General features: G+C 48.2%; 19 protein-coding genes. All 19 read right to left on the bottom strand.

Annotated elements, in window-relative coordinates; translation table 11 throughout:
• Window positions 1-5 precede the first annotated feature (5 nt).
• Window positions 6-1,274 carry a penicillin-binding transpeptidase domain-containing protein gene (locus FGQ85_RS07190; protein WP_330616842.1) on the bottom strand — a complete coding sequence of 423 codons (1,269 nt, stop codon included), beginning with the start codon at window positions 1,272-1,274 and terminating at the stop codon, window positions 6-8.
• Between the two features lie 208 nt (window positions 1,275-1,482).
• Window positions 1,483-2,955 (bottom strand): FtsW/RodA/SpoVE family cell cycle protein, encoded by a 1,473-nt coding sequence (locus FGQ85_RS07185; RefSeq protein WP_138373058.1) that lies wholly within the window; start codon window positions 2,953-2,955, stop codon window positions 1,483-1,485.
• A gap of 8 nt (window positions 2,956-2,963) precedes the next feature.
• Window positions 2,964-5,363 carry a U32 family peptidase gene (locus FGQ85_RS07180; RefSeq protein ID WP_087252072.1) on the bottom strand — a complete coding sequence of 800 codons (2,400 nt, stop codon included), beginning with the start codon at window positions 5,361-5,363 and terminating at the stop codon, window positions 2,964-2,966.
• 49 nt (window positions 5,364-5,412) lie between these two features.
• Window positions 5,413-5,826: a cell division protein ZapA gene (locus FGQ85_RS07175; RefSeq protein ID WP_087169232.1), complete on the bottom strand. Its 414-nt coding sequence runs from the start codon at window positions 5,824-5,826 to the stop codon at window positions 5,413-5,415.
• A gap of 103 nt (window positions 5,827-5,929) precedes the next feature.
• Window positions 5,930-6,934, bottom strand: a complete 1,005-nt coding sequence (ruvB, locus tag FGQ85_RS07170) for a Holliday junction branch migration DNA helicase RuvB (RefSeq protein ID WP_087169233.1) — start codon at window positions 6,932-6,934, stop codon at window positions 5,930-5,932.
• Window positions 6,935-6,996: 62 nt separating this feature from the next.
• Window positions 6,997-7,611, bottom strand: coding sequence for a Holliday junction branch migration protein RuvA (gene ruvA / locus FGQ85_RS07165; protein ID WP_087252074.1), 615 nt, complete (start codon window positions 7,609-7,611; stop codon window positions 6,997-6,999).
• 17 nt (window positions 7,612-7,628) lie between these two features.
• The gene (locus tag FGQ85_RS07160) at window positions 7,629-8,129 is read right to left on the bottom strand and encodes a Gx transporter family protein (protein ID WP_242958881.1); all 501 of its coding nucleotides are present in this window, start codon (window positions 8,127-8,129) and stop codon (window positions 7,629-7,631) included.
• Window positions 8,130-8,141: 12 nt separating this feature from the next.
• Window positions 8,142-8,501, bottom strand: coding sequence for a NusG domain II-containing protein (locus tag FGQ85_RS07155; protein WP_087169235.1), 360 nt, complete (start codon window positions 8,499-8,501; stop codon window positions 8,142-8,144).
• Window positions 8,502-8,621: 120 nt separating this feature from the next.
• On the bottom strand, window positions 8,622-9,155 hold the full coding sequence (locus FGQ85_RS07150; protein WP_138373057.1) for a hypothetical protein: 534 nt from the start codon (window positions 9,153-9,155) through the stop codon (window positions 8,622-8,624).
• Between the two features lie 192 nt (window positions 9,156-9,347).
• On the bottom strand, window positions 9,348-9,806 hold the full coding sequence (locus FGQ85_RS07145) for a DUF2752 domain-containing protein (RefSeq protein ID WP_087252076.1): 459 nt from the start codon (window positions 9,804-9,806) through the stop codon (window positions 9,348-9,350).
• 73 nt (window positions 9,807-9,879) lie between these two features.
• Window positions 9,880-10,668, bottom strand: a complete 789-nt coding sequence (locus tag FGQ85_RS07140) for an RnfABCDGE type electron transport complex subunit B (protein WP_347563062.1) — start codon at window positions 10,666-10,668, stop codon at window positions 9,880-9,882.
• 13 nt (window positions 10,669-10,681) lie between these two features.
• Complete coding sequence (rsxA, locus tag FGQ85_RS07135) at window positions 10,682-11,257, bottom strand: electron transport complex subunit RsxA (protein ID WP_087169239.1); 576 nt, start codon at window positions 11,255-11,257, stop codon at window positions 10,682-10,684.
• A 12-nt stretch (window positions 11,258-11,269) separates the two neighbouring features.
• The gene (locus FGQ85_RS07130) at window positions 11,270-11,971 is read right to left on the bottom strand and encodes an electron transport complex subunit E (protein ID WP_087252077.1); all 702 of its coding nucleotides are present in this window, start codon (window positions 11,969-11,971) and stop codon (window positions 11,270-11,272) included.
• Window positions 11,964-12,572 (bottom strand): RnfABCDGE type electron transport complex subunit G, encoded by a 609-nt coding sequence (locus FGQ85_RS07125; RefSeq protein WP_087169241.1) that lies wholly within the window; start codon window positions 12,570-12,572, stop codon window positions 11,964-11,966. The genes FGQ85_RS07130 and FGQ85_RS07125 overlap by 8 nt, the downstream gene beginning before the upstream one ends.
• Window positions 12,572-13,513, bottom strand: a complete 942-nt coding sequence (locus tag FGQ85_RS07120) for an RnfABCDGE type electron transport complex subunit D (RefSeq protein ID WP_118635661.1) — start codon at window positions 13,511-13,513, stop codon at window positions 12,572-12,574. Before FGQ85_RS07120 ends, FGQ85_RS07125 begins: the two co-directional genes overlap by 1 nt.
• A 19-nt stretch (window positions 13,514-13,532) precedes the next feature.
• On the bottom strand, window positions 13,533-14,852 hold the full coding sequence (gene rsxC, locus FGQ85_RS07115; RefSeq protein WP_138373055.1) for an electron transport complex subunit RsxC: 1,320 nt from the start codon (window positions 14,850-14,852) through the stop codon (window positions 13,533-13,535).
• A gap of 118 nt (window positions 14,853-14,970) precedes the next feature.
• The gene (gene rpsA / locus FGQ85_RS07110; protein WP_087169244.1) at window positions 14,971-16,062 is read right to left on the bottom strand and encodes a 30S ribosomal protein S1; all 1,092 of its coding nucleotides are present in this window, start codon (window positions 16,060-16,062) and stop codon (window positions 14,971-14,973) included.
• A complete protein-coding gene (gene ispH / locus FGQ85_RS07105; protein ID WP_087169245.1) occupies window positions 16,043-16,951 on the bottom strand; it encodes a 4-hydroxy-3-methylbut-2-enyl diphosphate reductase in 909 nt (302 codons plus the stop codon). Before ispH ends, rpsA begins: the two co-directional genes overlap by 20 nt.
• Window positions 16,941-17,432, bottom strand: coding sequence for a VanZ family protein (locus FGQ85_RS07100; RefSeq protein ID WP_243128503.1), 492 nt, complete (start codon window positions 17,430-17,432; stop codon window positions 16,941-16,943). The genes ispH and FGQ85_RS07100 overlap by 11 nt, the downstream gene beginning before the upstream one ends.
• Window positions 17,433-17,586 lie beyond the last annotated feature (154 nt).

Here is a 17,586-nt window from a genome sequence, read left to right as displayed (position 1 = left end):
CACCTCTATTCCGCATAGAATGCCTCGAAGACGTCTCCCGCAACATCCGTCGCAACATCACCGGTACTGTCGGAGTTTTCGATCACAACAGCCAGTGCAAGATCCGGATTGTCCACGTTGGAAAATCCGATAAACCAGGAGTGTGTTTTCTCTTTATCATCACTGTACTCACTTGTTCCTGTCTTCCCTGCGATGGAAACCCCAAGAGAATTCAGGGAACGGGCTGTTCCGTATTCCACAACTCCCTGCATATATTCTGTCAGCTGAGCTGCCTCCTCGGAGGTCATCAGCTCTTTGTAAGACTCCGGAACGTATTTCTCTACCGTCTCGCCCTCTGCACTTGTAATCTGATCTACCAGATACGGCTGCATCAGAATTCCATTATTGGCGATGGCAGATGTAATCAACGCCATATGGTACGGACTCACCTGAAGTTTTCCCTGTCCAAAAGCCGTCATGGCGATGGCAGCGTCTCCATCATCGTCCTGCAGATTGAATTTGCTTTCATTATAGACAAGCGGACACGGAAGCTCTGAATCAAACAGAAGATCCTCTGCCGTATTGCGGAACTCATCGATATCCAGGCTGAGTCCGATGTTGGAGAACGATGTGTTGCAGGAATATGCCAGGGAATCTGCCAGATCGACCGTTCCATGCACATCATTTCCAAAACAGTGAATTTCATTTTTCCCTGCTGTGATTTCTCCTGTACAGCGGTAGGTATAATCCTGATAATTTGCATTCTGGCGCATATACGCAAGAGTTGTCACTACCTTGAATGTAGATCCCGGAGCATACTGTCCCTGCGTCGCACGGTTGACAAGAATTCCTTCCGTGTTTGCGTTTAAGCTTTCCCAGTCCTCCACAATGGTATTCGGATTGTAGGACGGTTTGGAAACCATCGCAAGGATCTTTCCCGTACTAGGCTCAATCGCCACGACTGCTCCCCGGTTGTTTCCGAGCGCATCGTAAGCCGCCTGCTGGAGATCCGTATCGAGTGTCGTGGTAATATTGTTTCCTGCGCTTTTCCGCCCTCTGAATTCATTCAGAAGCTTTGTCCGGAACGAAACATTTGAAGTCTGAAGCTGGAAATTCTGCGAGGACTCCAGACCGGTCTTTCCTTTGTCCGAATATCCGACGACATGGGCAAAAAGCTCTTCGTACGGATAGGTTCTCGTCTGGGTGCCGTCTTCATTTTCCACAGACTCGGCAAGGACATTTCCATCCTTGTCCAGAATCGAGCCCCGGAGCACCTGGTTTTCATACAGATCCATCCTTGGATTTCTGGAATCATTGATAATTTCTCTTCCCTGTACCACGTTGAAATAGGAAAAATAGCCGATCATTCCCACAAAAAGAAGAACAAAAAAGTAAGTTACAAAAACATACTGGCGGTTCGCCTTTTTCTTCTTTTTGGCACGTCGCCTTTCTTCCTGCTGTTCTTTCTTCTTTTCTGCCTTTCCGGGCTTCCTTGGAGCCGGCTTACGGTCTCCGTACACGCTGTGAGTTCCGGTTCTTAGAGTTTCTTCTTCGATCTCCCGACGGAGCTCCCGCTGAAGGCCTCGTTCCATTTGATCGAGGTCTTCCGGTCTGCTGTGCCTGCCGTCTTCTCTTCGCCCGTAATTGTCTCTCTCTTTGTCGTTCAATATCCTCTTCCTCATCTTCTCTTAAAATATACAGCCCCTGGATGATCGCAAACATGATCATCGTGCTTAAAAGGGAACTTCCTCCATAGCTCACAAGCGGCAGGGTCACACCCGTAGACGGGATAAATTTGATTACTCCGCCGATCGCAAGAAATACCTGGAAGATATAACAGGTTCCAAGTCCCAGCGCTACCAGTTTATAAAAGCTGTCTCTTAACTGCATCGCAATATTCAGAAACATAATGTAGCAGCTGACACAGATCAGAATGATGCAGATCGCAAAGACAGCTCCCAGTTCCTCCGCAATCGCGGAGAAAATAAAGTCTGTCGTAACAACCGGAATCTTGTCCGGAAGTCCCTGGCAGAGTCCAAGGCCGAACCATCCTCCTGTGCCGATCGCAAACAGCGACTGCGCCACCTGATATCCCCCTTCATTATAGACCGCGAACGGGTCTCTCCAAACCGTTACCCTCGTCCTCACATGAGAAAACAGAAAATATGCGGCTACCGAAGCAACACTTCCGGCTCCCACGCCTGCCGCAATATAGAGCGGCTGCCGTGTGGCCACATACAGCATCACAAGGTACACTACAAAAACAATCAGTGCCGCTCCCAGGTCTGTAGAAGCGACCAGAATCAGAACATGCAGCGCCGCCACGATCGTTGTGATAACTACATTTCTGAAATCCTTTGCCCTGTAGAGACTGGATGCCACAAAAAATACAAATACAATCTTCACGAGTTCTGACGGCTGCACACTGATTCCCGCCACTTCAAATCCAAGCATGGCTCCGTTTGATACCCGTCCTACAACAATAACCGCGGCAAGTGCCGCAACACCGACCACTGCATAGACCAGTTTCAGTCTGCTTAAAAATCTGGCTTTCCGGATAATGACCGGAACAAACAGCGAAATGACACCGGATGCCGCTACAATAATTACCTGCTTAACCGCATTGTTATACGAAAGCCTTGTCAGCATGATAAATCCTACCGCAAGAAGCATACACATATTGTTGACAACCAGTCTGGACACTTTCGGGTACAGAAAACCATAAAGCAGAATAATTGATCCCAAAAGCGCTACCTGTATGACATAAAACACGAGAATTCTGGCCTCCTGCATACGCAGAAACAGGGTCAGAAATGCCAGGAAGTGGATCATGAAGATCCAGATGCTCTGCCTCCTTAAAATCCACATCTTCGTATAAGCATCGTGATATCCGAACACGCTGAAACACTCAAAAGTATAGATTACCATCATCAGCAGAATCAGATATTTTGAAATTTCCATTATAATATTAAACAAATTGCCACCTACTTTATTCCCCTTTTAAAATGTCCACGCGTAAAATCATCAAACTGCTCTGCTGCCTGCGGATACCCTCCGTCTCTCAGGAAGCCGTCCCCGTAAAGCCTGATTACTCTCCTTGTCTCATCGGCGTCCTCCAGCGAAAATTCCAGCCGGACATTGTCAATCCCGATCCGTTCGATCTCCGGAAGCAGATCCAGCAGCACAAGCGGCGCCGTATTATAGATAATATTATAACATGTATCACAATAATTTTTTACATAAAATGTCTTCTGATACCGGTCCTTCAGTTTTGTGACAGCTGCTTTTCCATCGCAGTGTCCCGTAGATTTTTTTACGCATCCCGCGCTGATCATCATCGGAGCATATCCGTATACGACCATCTCTTCTTCTCCGGAAACGGTTTCACGAATCTCCTGGCTGTTCAGCTCTAATGATACTGTTGTACCATTTATCCCTGCATTTTTCAAGAATTCTACAGCTTTTTTGTTCAATGTATACAAATGATGGTCCGCCTGAACCTTGTTTTTCCATACTTTTTTTTGCAGATATGACAAAGATTCCAGATTTCTCACGAGCGCACCATCCCACGGGAACGCTTCCAGATCTCCCCAGATTCTGTCGTAGAGCCGTTCGGCCTGTTCTCTGAAAATGTGAGGAAATACAAGATACCATTCGGCTTTCCTTGTTTCAAAAAGTGCCCGGATCTCCGCTCTTCCCGATCCGGACGCAAACAGGTCGGCCGCCAGATGGCTTTCCACGTAGATACGGCCTGCGTCTTCCTCCTGTACCGCTGCAGCTAACTGTTCTCTTGTCTGCACAAGAACAGAAAGCATCCTCGCATGCGGATCCCGGACAGTTGTACCGGTCTCCTTTTTCTCCGGTATCTCCGGACAGGATCTTTCATACTGTCCCAGAATGGCATCTTCCAGCTTCTGTGCCGCCTGTCTGCGAAGCTCATTGACAACCTGCATCGGGAAGAAAATCCCTTCGTCCATCTCAACAGCCATCTTCTCTGTCCTGAACGGAGTATTCCCCATCTTGCCAAGCTGCTTTTCCACTCTCGCCCGGTCCAGCGGCTGCTTTTTCGCCTCTTCCGGAACCATGCCCTCGGCGCTGACCTCGATGCTTCCCATCCTGAGAGTCAGCCTGGACGGCTCTCCGGCACGGAACACTGCCTCCGCCTGCACCGGACGCCGGATATCAGCGGTTTTCAGATGATCCCGGATCTCCCCGATCAGGCTTTCATTCCGGACTCTTGACAGAATCGTTCTCGGCTTCACTGCCGTTCCCTTTGCCACGAGAATCTGGAACTGGCCGCCCTTTTTTACGTCCTGTCCAAGTGTAACATTTTCTTTGGCGGAGATTTCCAGAACATCGCCTTTCTGTACCGCTGCGAGTGCTTTTAACAGAAGGCTCCTTCCCTTCTGCCGCTCCACACAGGCTGCCGGAATCCCGGCGTGATTTGGCCTGTCAGGCGAAATCATCTCCGGGCCGTTCTGCATATGGTAGTAGCCCCTGCAGCTGCCGCCGCGGTTATACAGATCCATCAGTCTCATTTTGTCCTCTTCTGACACCCGGTATCCCTCTCTTCCCTTCTCAAGGAAAAGGTCTGCGTATTTCCGGTACATCCGCGCGGTCTCAGATACATACTCCGGCTTTTTCATCCGTCCTTCAATTTTAAAAGAGTCCACTCCGGCCTCAATCAGATCCGGGATGTCATCCAGAGCCATGATATCCTTCAGGCTCAGAATGCAGGATGGCTTCTTCATTCCTTCCACCTGATATTTCAGACGGCACGGCTGCGCGCACTGTCCCCGGTTGCCGCTCCGCCCACCGAGCATGCTGCTGAACAGGCACTGTCCGGAATAAGAATAGCAGAGCGCGCCGTGGACAAAGCACTCGATCTCCAGCCCGGTCTCCTCTTTCATCTTCCGGATCTCCGAAAGGGAAAGCTCCCTTGCCGGAACAATCCGCTCCACACCGTATTTCTTTAAAAATCCTGCTCCGGAAGCCCCTGCCACAGACATCTGGGTGCTCGCATGAAGCGCAAGATCCGGGAAATGCTCCCGGATAAAGGAAAGCGCTCCCAGATCCTGTACCAGAACCGCATCCAGACCGTTTTCATAAAACGGCTTCAAAAACGAAAAGAGACGTTCTTCCATCTCCCGCTCTTTGATCAGTGTGTTGACGGTCAGATACAGCTTCTTTCCGTAAAGGTGTGCCTCTCGGATAGCCCGGATCAATGTCTCCCGGTCAAAATTCCCGGCATACGCTCTGGCTCCAAACAGGTCCCCTCCTGCATAGACTGCATCCGCTCCGGAACGGATCGCCGCCTGAAAGGCTTCATAAGTGCCCGCGGGTGCGAGAATTTCCACTTCTTTATTCTGTTTCTTATTATTCATCTCTTTCTATTCCTGCCTTACTTCGAAAAAAGGCTGTCCTTCGACAGCCCTAATTCTTTCGGTGATTTTTCATTTCTGTTTCCAACTGCACAATCTTCATCTGCAGCTCCTGATTTTCTTCCTTCAGCTTATCCATTGCCCTGTCCGCATTTTCCAGCTTGATCTGCGCAGAGATCAATTCGTGCTTTAAGTCATACATCTCTTTATCTTTCGATTCCATATCAATTTCAAGAGACGAGCCCTGCTCCTTTGCTTTAAAATAATCGTCCGCAATGTTCAGTGCAAGAAGGATGCTTTTTGTGTCGCTGCTCTGCTTTTTGTAGCTTTCATTCTCACTGCATTCTGCAATCTTGTGATTCAGATAATTTGATACTTTCTGAAGATACTCCTCGCTCTCAAAGCCGCTCAGCGTAAATACCCTGCCATCAATGATAACTTCGGTATAATTTCTTGATGCTGCCATAGCCGGTGCTTCCTCCTCCTATATGAAGTCTCTGTTATTCATTATAAACGATCTGGTTGGAAAAACCAACCTTTTTCTTTGATATTCTCCGTAGAAGGGAATTTTACTCTTCCTTTCCCATGGAAAATCCAAGATGCTGATATGCAAGAGCCGTAGCCGTCCTCCCTTTCGGAGTCCTCTGAATAAAGCCGTTTTTCAGGAGAAAAGGCTCATATACATCCTCCAGCGTACCGGAATCCTCGCCGATGGCAGCTGCAAGTGTATCCAGTCCTACCGGCCCGCCTCCGAATTTTTCGATCATGGTCGTCAGAATCGTCCGGTCCGCATAATCCAGACCGAACCGGTCCACTTCCAGAAGATCCAGCGCAAAAACTGCTACTTCCTCGGTAATCACACCATTATATTTAACCTGCGCAAAATCCCGCACCCGTTTTAAAAGGCGGTTGGCCAGACGCGGCGTCCCTCTGGAACGTCTCGCAATCTCAAGCGCTCCTTTCGGGTCAATCTCAACTCCGAGCACCTGGGCGGAACGCAGGACAATCGTCTGCAAATCCTCAGCCGTATAAAACTCCAGCCGGTTCACCACACCAAACCGGTCCCGAAGCGGCGCCGTCAGCATTCCTGCTCTCGTCGTCGCCCCCACAAGCGTAAACTTCGGGAGATCCAGACGGATGGATCTTGCCCCTGCTCCTTTTCCGATCACAATATCGATGGCAAAATCCTCCATGGCCGGATACAGCACCTCTTCCACCTGCCGGTTAAGTCTGTGGATCTCATCCACAAACAGCACATCCCGCTCCTGCAGGTTATTCAAAATCGCAGCCATCTCCCCAGGCTTTTCGATCGCCGGACCGGAGGTCACTTTCATATTGACTCCCATCTCATTGGCAATGATCCCGGCAAGAGTCGTCTTTCCCAGCCCCGGAGGTCCGTAAAAGAGCACATGGTCCAGTGCTTCCCCTCTTGCCTTTGCCGCTTCTATATAAATCTTTAACGTTTCTTTCGCCTTTGTCTGTCCGATATAATCTTCCAGATACTGAGGCCGGAGGCTGCCTTCAATCTTCTGGTCTTCCTCCAGTGTTTCTGTCGTAATAATTCGTTTCTTCATGCTTCTCTGCCTTCCGGATAGTTATTTGAATGAACCGCGCCCTTTTGCCCGGCCCTCCTCCATTAAAACAGTGCCATCTGCCGCAGGGCCTGTTTCAGCACATCTTCTACGGTACTGTCCTCATGGATCTCCACGTTTCTGACTGCCTGGAATGCTTCGGTACTTCCATATCCCAGCGCTGTCAGCGCTTCCACTGCCTCGTTCTGAATCCGCCCTGCTCCTTCTTCATTTCCCGGAACAGACGGCGCATCCGTCTCCTGTCCGATGGTATCAGAAAGCTTCAGCTTGTCTTTCAGCTCTAAAATCAACTTTTCCGCTGTCTTCTTTCCGATTCCCTGAGCCTTTGAAATGGCCTTTGCGTCCCCCGCCATCACTGCGAACCGCAGATCATTCGGTGTCATCTGCGTCAGGATGCTGAGACCTCCCTTCGGGCCGATCCCGCTGACCCCGATGATCAGCTTAAAGACCTCCAGTCCGTCCTTTGTCAGGAATCCAAAAAGCTGCATCAGATCTTCTTTCACATGCAGATACGTATGGATCTTCACTTCCTGTCCAGTCTTCGGAAGGCTGGACATGTCACTTCCGGACATGAAAATCCCGTATCCGACGCCTCCTACATCAATAACCACATGGTTCTCGCCAATCTCCGCAAGCTCCCCTCGTATATATGAAATCATCTTTCTTCCTCCGTCAATTAAAACTGGATCCCCCTGATCCTTTTCAGCATTTCCCCGGATGCAAGCCCGATCACAAGTCCTGTAACCAGACCGGAAACCAGAAGCACCGGAACATACGAAAACACGCCATAGGTCTCCACCACAAGGGCCGCTGCCAGAAGCTGCCCGATATTGTGGAACACACCACCGGCAATGCTCACTCCCAGAACACTGACTGATTTCACATGCTTCAATCCCCACATCACAGTCAGACTCAACAGTCCTCCTGCCAGACTGTAAAGAATACTCATCAGATTACCGAACAGAAATCCTGACAGAACCACCCGCACAACGGAAAGGAGATATGCCTCTTTGACAGGCATCCTGTAAAGTGCTATCACAATCACAATATTGGCAAGTCCAAGCTTGACCCCCGGAATCCCGATCTGAAACGGTATCAACGTCTCAATATAACTGAAAATCAATGCCAGCGCCACAAACACTCCAAATGACGCCAGGCCCGCTCCTCTTCTTTCCACACTGCACCTCTTTTACTGCACGACCGCATCCGCTCCGGATGATTCTCCATCTTCAATCGATACAACAACCTCGTGAGGCAGACAAATAATACTTTCTCCATTTCTCGAAATTGCGCTGTGACGGACACAGACCTGATCCGGACAGTCCGCCTTCTCCATACTGGCGCTTCCATTTTCGATAACAAGTGTATTTGTCCCTCCATTGATCTCGATCGTCTGATCTTCATTCAGACTGTATCTGCCCTCCTCTTCGCCGTCTACATAGACGACCGCTTCGCCGCCTCCGCTTCCGGTAAAGGCTCTGTATATTCCAAATGCCGATCCTGCTACAAGCAAAATCAAAAGAATCAAAATGATATCTCCCTTTTTCATGGGGACCTCCTTCTTCCGGTTTATTTTAGCACATCCGCCCCGGCACTGCAACCGTATGTTCGATAGTGAAACCCGCATTGAAAAACGGAGCTTCCGAAATGGCCGCCCCGTTTTCATCTTCTAATATCCGTAATAATAATAGTCACTCATTGTCTCACCGTAGGATACACTTCCGATGATCACCACCAGGATCAGGAAAATAATCAGTAATACAATAAGTACCGCCTCTACTATCAGTGCCGCACGGCAGAAGTTTCTCCTGTGAATATTTCCCTTTCTGGCAAACGCCCAGTAACAGTACAGAATAATCCCTCCGCAGCATGGAATAAATGCCGCCAGCAAAGTCAACAGCCAGTCACCCATTGTCAGCGGCGTCGTATCCCACTCTTCCTGATACTGATTCCCCTGTGTCTGGTACGGCATACCGTCTCTCGTCTGTTCCCCATAAGAATAGGAAATATCTTCCTTCGGAGCCTGAGTTTGTTCCCGCTGTTCCTGATCAAGCGCAGTATATGGCTGTTTCGGCATTGTCTCTTCCTGCATAGGAACCGCCTGCTGCTCCTCCGGCTGCTGAGTCACCGGAGCATCACCTGCACCGGTCTGCTCTGTCATTACTTCTTCTGTATTTTCAAAATTATTCTTATTCTCTTCCATGTGTCTGACTACCCCTTTCGCTTGTTTCATTTTATCATGCTTTTTTCGTCAGCACAACAGAAATCCCCGATTTCACAGAATCTGCATAACTTGACGCCCGTATAAGCAGTCTTAGAACGTAGTGCGGAACTGAAGCGAGACAGCGCGACGAGTGTGCATGCAGGCGGCAGTTCGGTGTGAGCAGCGTAAACTTTACATGATCCGTCCCAGGGCCTGATAAATCCGGTTCAGCAGATTTCCCGGATAGTAGCTCATAGGAGGTTCTCCCGGGAAGTATCGGCTCATCCGGTAAATGTAAAATACAAGCATGCCTGCCAGAAGCAGAATCAGCCATTTTTGAAGAGACCGGACCTCTTTTTGAAGCACGTATCTCCGGATTACAAATGCCGCCGCAAGAAACGCAATGCCGTATATAAACGGGTTCAGATACCATGCGTCCGCGAATTCACCCCGAAGGAGACAGAACCCTGCTCTGGAAAGCCCGCATCCCGGGCATGGCAGGCCGGTGACCATGACAAAAGGGCAAGAAGAGTAAAAGAAGTTCCACGCAAGAAAAAAGTAAACCGCCAGCACAAGGATGACATACCGGATACTCCAAAGATCCGCTTTTATCATCCTGATGCTTTCCATTAGCCGTTTCTTTCTGCTCATTGATTCTTTCCTCTTCCTGCCCTCATGGGATCAGTGACTCTTTTCCGTCCCGGCTATCGCCAGACCGTAGTCATCAGCTGATAATCTTCTTCGGACATTTTTCCGCGCATTTTCCGCAGTTTGTACACTTTTCCGGATCAATGTGTGCCACATTATTTGTAACAGTCACCGCGTCAAATTCGCAGACTTTTTCACACATCTTACATCCAATACATCCTACAGAACATACACTCATTACATCTTTTCCCTTGTCAAGGGAACTGCACTGTACAAGATGTTTCTGCTCATACGGTACAAGCTCAATCAGATGCCGCGGACATGCTGCCACACATTTTCCGCAGGCCTTACATGCTTCCTTATCTACAACCGCGATTCCATCCTGAATATGAATCGCGTCAAACGGACATGCTGCCACGCAGCTTCCTTCTCCAAGACATCCGAATGTACATGCTTTCGGTCCTCCGTTCTGCATCATGTTGACCATGACACAGTCCTTTGTTCCGGTGTACTTATAATTTTCTTTTGCCTTTTCGCATGTACCGGCACATTTCACAAAAGCAACCATCTTTGTCATCTCTCCTGCGTCCTGACCCATGATCGCTCCTACTTTCGCGGCAACCGACGCGCCCCCTACCGGGCAGGCATTGACCGGAGCCTCTCCTTTGACAATCGCCGCCGCAAGCCCGGAACATCCTGCGTAACCGCAGCCACCACAGTTGTTTCCCGGAAGCACCCCGATAATTGCCTCTTCACGCTCATCAACTTCCACTGCGAACTGCTTTTCTGCGACTCCCAGGAAGACACCGATGAACAAACCTACACCGCCGACAATCGCGGCAGCAATGAGTATACCTGTCATAATCCATTTTCCTCCCTTAAATCAAACCTGAAAATCCAAAAAACGCAATGGACATCAGCGCTGCCGTAAGCAGAACAATCGGCGTTCCTTTAAATGATTCCGGCACGTCATTATGTTCTGTCTTCTCACGGATTCCTGCCATGATTACGATTGCGATTGTGAATCCGACCGCTGTCGCAAATCCATTTACCACACTGCTTAAAATGTTGTATTCATACTGTACGTTGTTCAAAGCCACACCAAGTACTGCACAGTTTGTAGTGATCAGCGGCAGGTACACACCCAGCGCCTGATAAAGCGACGGCATGGACTTTTTCAGGAACATTTCCACGAACTGTACCAGCGCGGCGATCACAAGAATAAATACAATCGTCTGCAGATATTCGATATTCAACGGCTGCAGGATAAATTCATATACAACACTTGTACAGAAGGATGCGATCGTAATAACGAAAATAACCGCTCCGCCCATACCGGCCGCTGTTTCAATCTTCTTTGATACTCCAAGGAACGGGCAGATTCCAAGGAACTGGCTCAGCACGACGTTATTAACAAGTGCAGAACCTACTGCAATGATAAATAATTCTTTCATCTGTTCCCCCTCCTATTCCTTGTCCTGACCGGAAGAAAGTGAAGAAGCACATCCGCCGCAGGAAGCGCATCCGCCTTCCGCGCAGCCGCCCTGAGGCTTCACAACTTTCTTGCCTTTCTTTTCCATATTGTTCATGATCTTGTTTCTTGTGGCTACCAGCATGGATAACACGATAAACGCGCCCGGCGCCAGGATAAAGATCGTAATCGGTTCATAGGATGACGGCATAATCTGGAAACCGAATACCTGTCCCGCTCCCAGAATTTCTCTTACGATACCGATGCAGGTAAGTCCAAATGTAAATCCAAGTCCCATTCCAAGGCCGTCGAACAGAGACGGAATAATCGGGTTTTTGGACGCGTAGCTTTCCGCACGTCCAAGAATGATACAGTTTACAACGATCAGAGGAATGTAAAGCCCAAGTGAATCATAAAGGCTTGGCACAAATCCCTGAAGAAGGAACTGTACAATCGTTACGAAAGATGCAACGACTACGATAAACGCCGGGATACGGACTGAATCCGGGATAATTTTCCGAAGTGCGGAAATCATCATATTGGACAGTACCAGTACCACCGTTGTGGAGAGTCCCATTCCGATTCCGTTGATGGCGGAAGTCGTTACCGCAAGTGTCGGACACATTCCGAGCATCATGACGAAAGTCGGGTTCTCTTTGATAATACCATTATATAAACGTTCGACACATCTATTCATCTGCACTGCCTCCTAACACATTCTGATAATATCCAAGAGACGCATTGACCGCTCCTGTCACCGCTCTGGTAGTGATTGTAGCACCGCTGATGGCATCGATCTGTTCTCCCTCGCCTCCGTCTTTTGAGACATAGAAATGATCGGTCTGCTTGCCGGAATACTGCTCGTAGAATTCCGGTTCGGAAGCTTTCATACCAAGTCCTGCAGTCTCATTGATGGAAAGAATCGCGATTCCGTTTACTGTTCCATCATTCTGGATTCCAACGGACACCTGAATATCCCCGCCGTATCCGTTCGGGTCGGTAGCTGTGATCACGTATCCGATCGTTTCGCCGCCCTGTTTTGCTTCGACTGCTTCATTGATCTCTGCACCGTCATCCACGCCTGCCGCCTTGACAGCTTCCGCCGCCTCTTTGGCATCTACCTCCAGGTCATCAAAGGAATCCGCATCCTCGAATACCTGTTTGTATGCTTCCTGCTTTGCCTGTTCCTGTGCGTTGGCAATCGGAGCCTTTGTAATCTCATATACAGCGCCGAGGGCCACTCCGGAAACAAGTGTGATAATTGTCAGGATAATTGTATTTTTAATAATCTTGTTCATTATTTCTCTCCTCCTTTACCAAATGGTTTTGGAAGAGTAACCTTCTCGATCAGCGGAACAAGGATATTGCCGATGATGATCGCATAGGAAACTCCCTCTGCAGATCCTCCGAAAAGACGGAACAGTCCTGTCAGGATACCAAGAAGGATACCATAAATAATCTGACCTTTCTTCGTGATCGGGCTTGTCACGTAGTCTGTTGCCATGAACCATGCGCCAAGCATGATACCGCCGCCGCAAAGGTGCGCGGTGATGAAGCTCCAGTCAAATCCGTGGCCGCCGAAAATTGTGATGAAGATCACAAATGTCACAAGATAGGATCCCGGAATTCTCAGATCAATGATTCCTTTCAGAAGAAGGATAATCGCACCGATCATGATCGCGATAACGGATGTCTCACCGATTGTTCCCGGGATCTGGCCGATGAACATTTTCATTGTGTCTACGTTGGCAATGGAGCCGTCCGCACGCATGGTTGCAAGCGGAGTTGCCCCGGTTACACCGTCATATGTAAAGGATGTCATTCTTCCTGTGAAAGAAATCAGGAGGAAACATCTTGCAGCAAGAGCCGGGTTCATAAAGTTCTGTCCCAGGCCTCCGAAGAGCTGCTTGACAATCAGAATCGCAAATACGGCTCCCAGAACGCCCATCCACCATGGAGCGGACGCCGGAAGGTTCAGTGCCAGCAGAAGTCCTGTGACTGCCGCACTCATGTCTTTGATTGTCACTTTTTTATGCATCAGCTTCTCATAAAGATACTCCGTAAGCACAGCCGCTGCCACTGTCACCACGACAAGAATCCACGCATTCTGATCACGGAAATTCCAGATTCCAAAAAGGGTTGTCGGCAGAAGCGCGATGATCACCCACAGCATGATATTTTCTGTAGTGTCTTTGGCCCGTATGTGCGGAGATGCCGAAATATTAAACTGTTCGTTCACTTTGTCCACCTCTCACTTTCTACTTTTTCTTCCTGTTCGCCAGAACGGTCTTTCTCATGGAGCTGATCGCCTGCTTCAGCTGCCGTTTTGCCGGGCAGACATAGCTGCAGGAACCACATTCCATACATTCCACACCGAATTCTTTTTCAAATGCCGCCTCGTCATGACGCTCTGCATAATCTGCAAGTCTGGACGGGATCAGACGGCTCGGACATGCGTCAATACATCTGCCGCAGTTGATACATGCTGACGGCTCATACATTGCCACCTCATCCTTTGTCAGGCATAAAATCGATGAAGAAGTTTTCGTGACAGGAACATCCAGAGTAAACATGGCAAATCCCATCATCGGTCCTCCGGAAATCACTTTCTCAGGAGCCCCTTTCAATCCGCCTGCCGCCTTGATCAGCTCCTGCTGATTGATGCCAAGCGGAACCTTAAAGTTGCCCGGTTCGGCAATTCCATCTCCACTGACTGTCACAACACGGTCAATACATGGTCTTCCGTTGACTACCGCATCGTAAATGTGAATGATTGTCTCCACATTATCTACGACACATCCAACATCCGCCGGAAGCATGGAAGAATTGATGGCTCTTTTTGTCACTGCATAGATCAGCTGGCGCTCACCGCCCTGCGGATATTTGGTCATCAGTCTGACCACTTCCATCCTCGGCTCACCGCTTGTCAGCTGTTCCAGCTTCGCGATACAGTCCGGCTTGTTATCCTCCACCGCAAAGATACCCTTTGCATTATCGAAAAGCTTCAGAATCACGCGCATCCCCTCTACAAGCTCTTCCGGATTTTCCAGCATTCTGCGGTAGTCGGCTGTAATGTACGGCTCGCACTCCGCACAGTTTGCAATGACGTATTCGATTTTCTCCGGCTCCTTCGGTGAAAGCTTCACCCTTGTAGGGAATCCGGCACCGCCCATTCCGACAATTCCGGCCTCTGAAATCAGATTCAGAATCTCTTCTTTGGTAATCAGATCCAGCGATCTGGTATTCAGCCTTTCAGCTTCCGTATAGGTCCCGTCATTCTCAATAATAATGGACGAAACCTTTCCCCCGGTCGGTGTAAAGTACGGAGCAACCGCCTTCACCTTTCCGGAAACAGATGAATAGACCGGGGCAGAGACAAACCCCCCGGCCTCTGCAATCTTTTGTCCTTTCAGAACCTGATCTCCGACCTTGACAATCGGGGCTGCCGGAGCACCAATGTGCTGCGAAAGCGGAAAGACCAGATCTCCTTCAGGCAGGACTTCGACAATCGCCTTGTCCTTGGCCAGACTTTTTCCATCATTCGGATGTATTCCACCCTTGAAAGTTAAAAGTCCCATCTTTTTTTCCTCCTCGTTCTTTTTTTAACATATGTAAAAACATGAAAAAATAGAGACTAAAGCAAGTAGCCTCTATTTTTACTCTGCAGCATTTATATATGCATCACAACCGGTAGTACTACTCTGCCTCTGCAACTTCCTCTTTTGCTTCCTCAGCAGCCGGCTCTAACGCTTTCATGCTTAAACTGATCTTCTTTTCTTCTTCGTTTAAATCAACGACTTTCGCTGTGATTTCCTGTCCGACTTTCAGAACGTCCGCAGGTTTCTCAACATGCGCTCTTGAAATCTGAGATACATGAAGGAGTGCGTCAACACCCGGTACCAGCTCTACGAAAGCACCAAAATCTGTCATTCTGGCTACTTTTCCTGTTACGACATTTCCCACTGCATAATCCTCAGCTGCGTGAAGCCATGGATTTGTCTCCGGGAATTTCAAAGATAATGCGATCTTTGTATCGTGAACATCTTTTACAAGTACTTTTACTGTCTCTCCTACATGGAACAGTTTCTTCGGATTATCGACACGTCCCCAGGACATCTCGGAAATATGAAGCAGTCCGTCTACTCCGCCGAGATCGATAAATGCACCGAAATCTGTAATATTCTTTACAACACCTTCTACTGTATCACCTGCATGCAGGTTTGCAAAAATCTCTTTCTGTTTTTCTGCTTTCTCAGCAACAAGAAGCTGTCTTCTGTCACCGATGATACGGTTTCTTCTCGGATTGAACTCGCTGATTACAAATTCAATCTCCTGTCCCTGATATTTGCTCAGGTCTTTCTCATATGTATCTGATACAAGACTTGCCGGGATAAATACTCGTGCTTCTTCAACAACAACACTCAGGCCGCCGCCAAGAATCTGTGTAACCGGCGCTTTGAGTACTTCTTTATTTTCGAATGCTTCCCTGAGTCTTTCATTTCCTTTTTCAGCTGCGAGTCTCTTGTAGGTCAGTAATACCTGGCCTTCCCCGTCGTTTACTTTTAAAACTTTCGCTGTCATGGAATCTCCAACAGATACAATGGTTGTCAGGTCTACGTTCGGTTCGTTTGTATATTCGCTTCTGGAAATAATTCCGTCTGCTTTGTATCCGATGTTTAAGATGATCTCATCCGGTTTCACATCGATTACTGTACCTTCTACAACCTCTCCATTGTGTATTGTCTTAAAAGATTCCTCTAACATTTGTTCAAAAGTTAAGTCTGACATTATTTTGAACCTCCTCAATTATATTATTGGGCGTGGATGCCCCTGCTGTAATACCTACTGCTTCCACGGACTTTAACTTTAATTGATTCATATTCAAATCGTCAAGAGTCTGTATGTAGTACGTATTTTCACATGCCTTCTTACATATTTCAAACAATTTCTGGGTATTGGAACTGTGTTTGTCACCGATCACAATCATCGCGTCCACTTCGTTTGCAATATGTTCAGCCTCTGTCTGACGCTCTTTTGTGGCATTGCAGATTGTATTTAAAACACTTATATCATACCTCGTTTTCATAAGAATTTCAACTAAATATTTGAATTTATTGTAATTAAATGTCGTCTGCGAGACAATACAGATTTTATTGTCTGACTCATCTTTTAATTCTGTATTCCCAAGGCAAAATTCCCTTGCTTCCGCCTCACTTTCGATCACGCTCACCCGGTTTCCGGCCCATCCGCGGATCCCTTTCACCTCCGGATGTTCCGGATTTCCGATGATAATAATGTACTTTCCTGCTTCGCTTTCCCGCTTCACAATATCGTGGATTTTTTTCACGAACGGACAGGTCATGTCCGTGTACCCGATGTTATTTTTTTCCAGAATATCATAAACGGTTTTTCCGACTCCGTGAGAACGGATAATGACATGTCCTTCCCGGAGCTCCATCAGCTCTTCTTCTGACCGGAGCACTTTGACCCCTTTCTTTTCCAGATCTTTTACGACCTCTTCATTGTGAATGACCGGACCGAATGTATAAATATCCGGCACATTTTCTTCGCCGGCGTCCAGCCGTTCCTTTCGCTGCCGGGCCTGCTCGTAAACCGTGTCTACAGCACGTTTTACCCCAAAACAGAACCCCGCCGTTTTTGCGAGTTTAACTTCCATACTCTGTTCTCCTGTTTCTACCTATTATAATAAATCCAGCCAAAGCCGCCAGCAGAATTCCCGCCAGTGCTCCGGATGAATCAATCATCACATCCGTCACCATTCCTGCCCGTCCCGGGACAAAAATCTGATGAAACTCATCTGTCGCCGCATAAGCCGTACTGATTCCCCACGCAGTCGCAATCATCCGCTTTCTGCTCCATGTGTCCTGGCAACGGCATCTCATAAACACAAGAATGCCAAGAATGGCATACTCCGTCGCATGAGCCGTCTTCCTGACCGGATAATTAATTGCCTCTGCAAATGCCTCCTGCTTCTCTTCCGGCCATTCTTCAAAATCTTTTACGAAGATCTGGCCCACCATCCTGCCCACGAAAAGGCTTTCTTTGGAAGACTCATCAGACGGCTGTGCCGAGAACAAAAAGATCACGACCATCCAGACAGCCACGAGGATTGTCCACATCCGTTTCTTTTCTTTCACACCCTGCTCCCCTTTATGTTTTTCTTCGTGTATTATATCGAAAAGCATATCCGGAAGTCAAGTAATGGGTGCATGGAGTATGTGTCAAGTAATCGTTGGCACTTTTTCTTCTTTTTTTGATATCAGTTTATTTCTTTTATTTTCAGACAATTCA

The sequence above is a fragment of the Pseudoflavonifractor sp. BSD2780061688st1 E11 genome, from assembly GCF_005844125.1.
GTDB lineage: Bacteria > Bacillota > Clostridia > Lachnospirales > Lachnospiraceae > Sellimonas > Sellimonas catena.
This window is presented reverse-complemented; position numbering and strand designations above follow the sequence as displayed.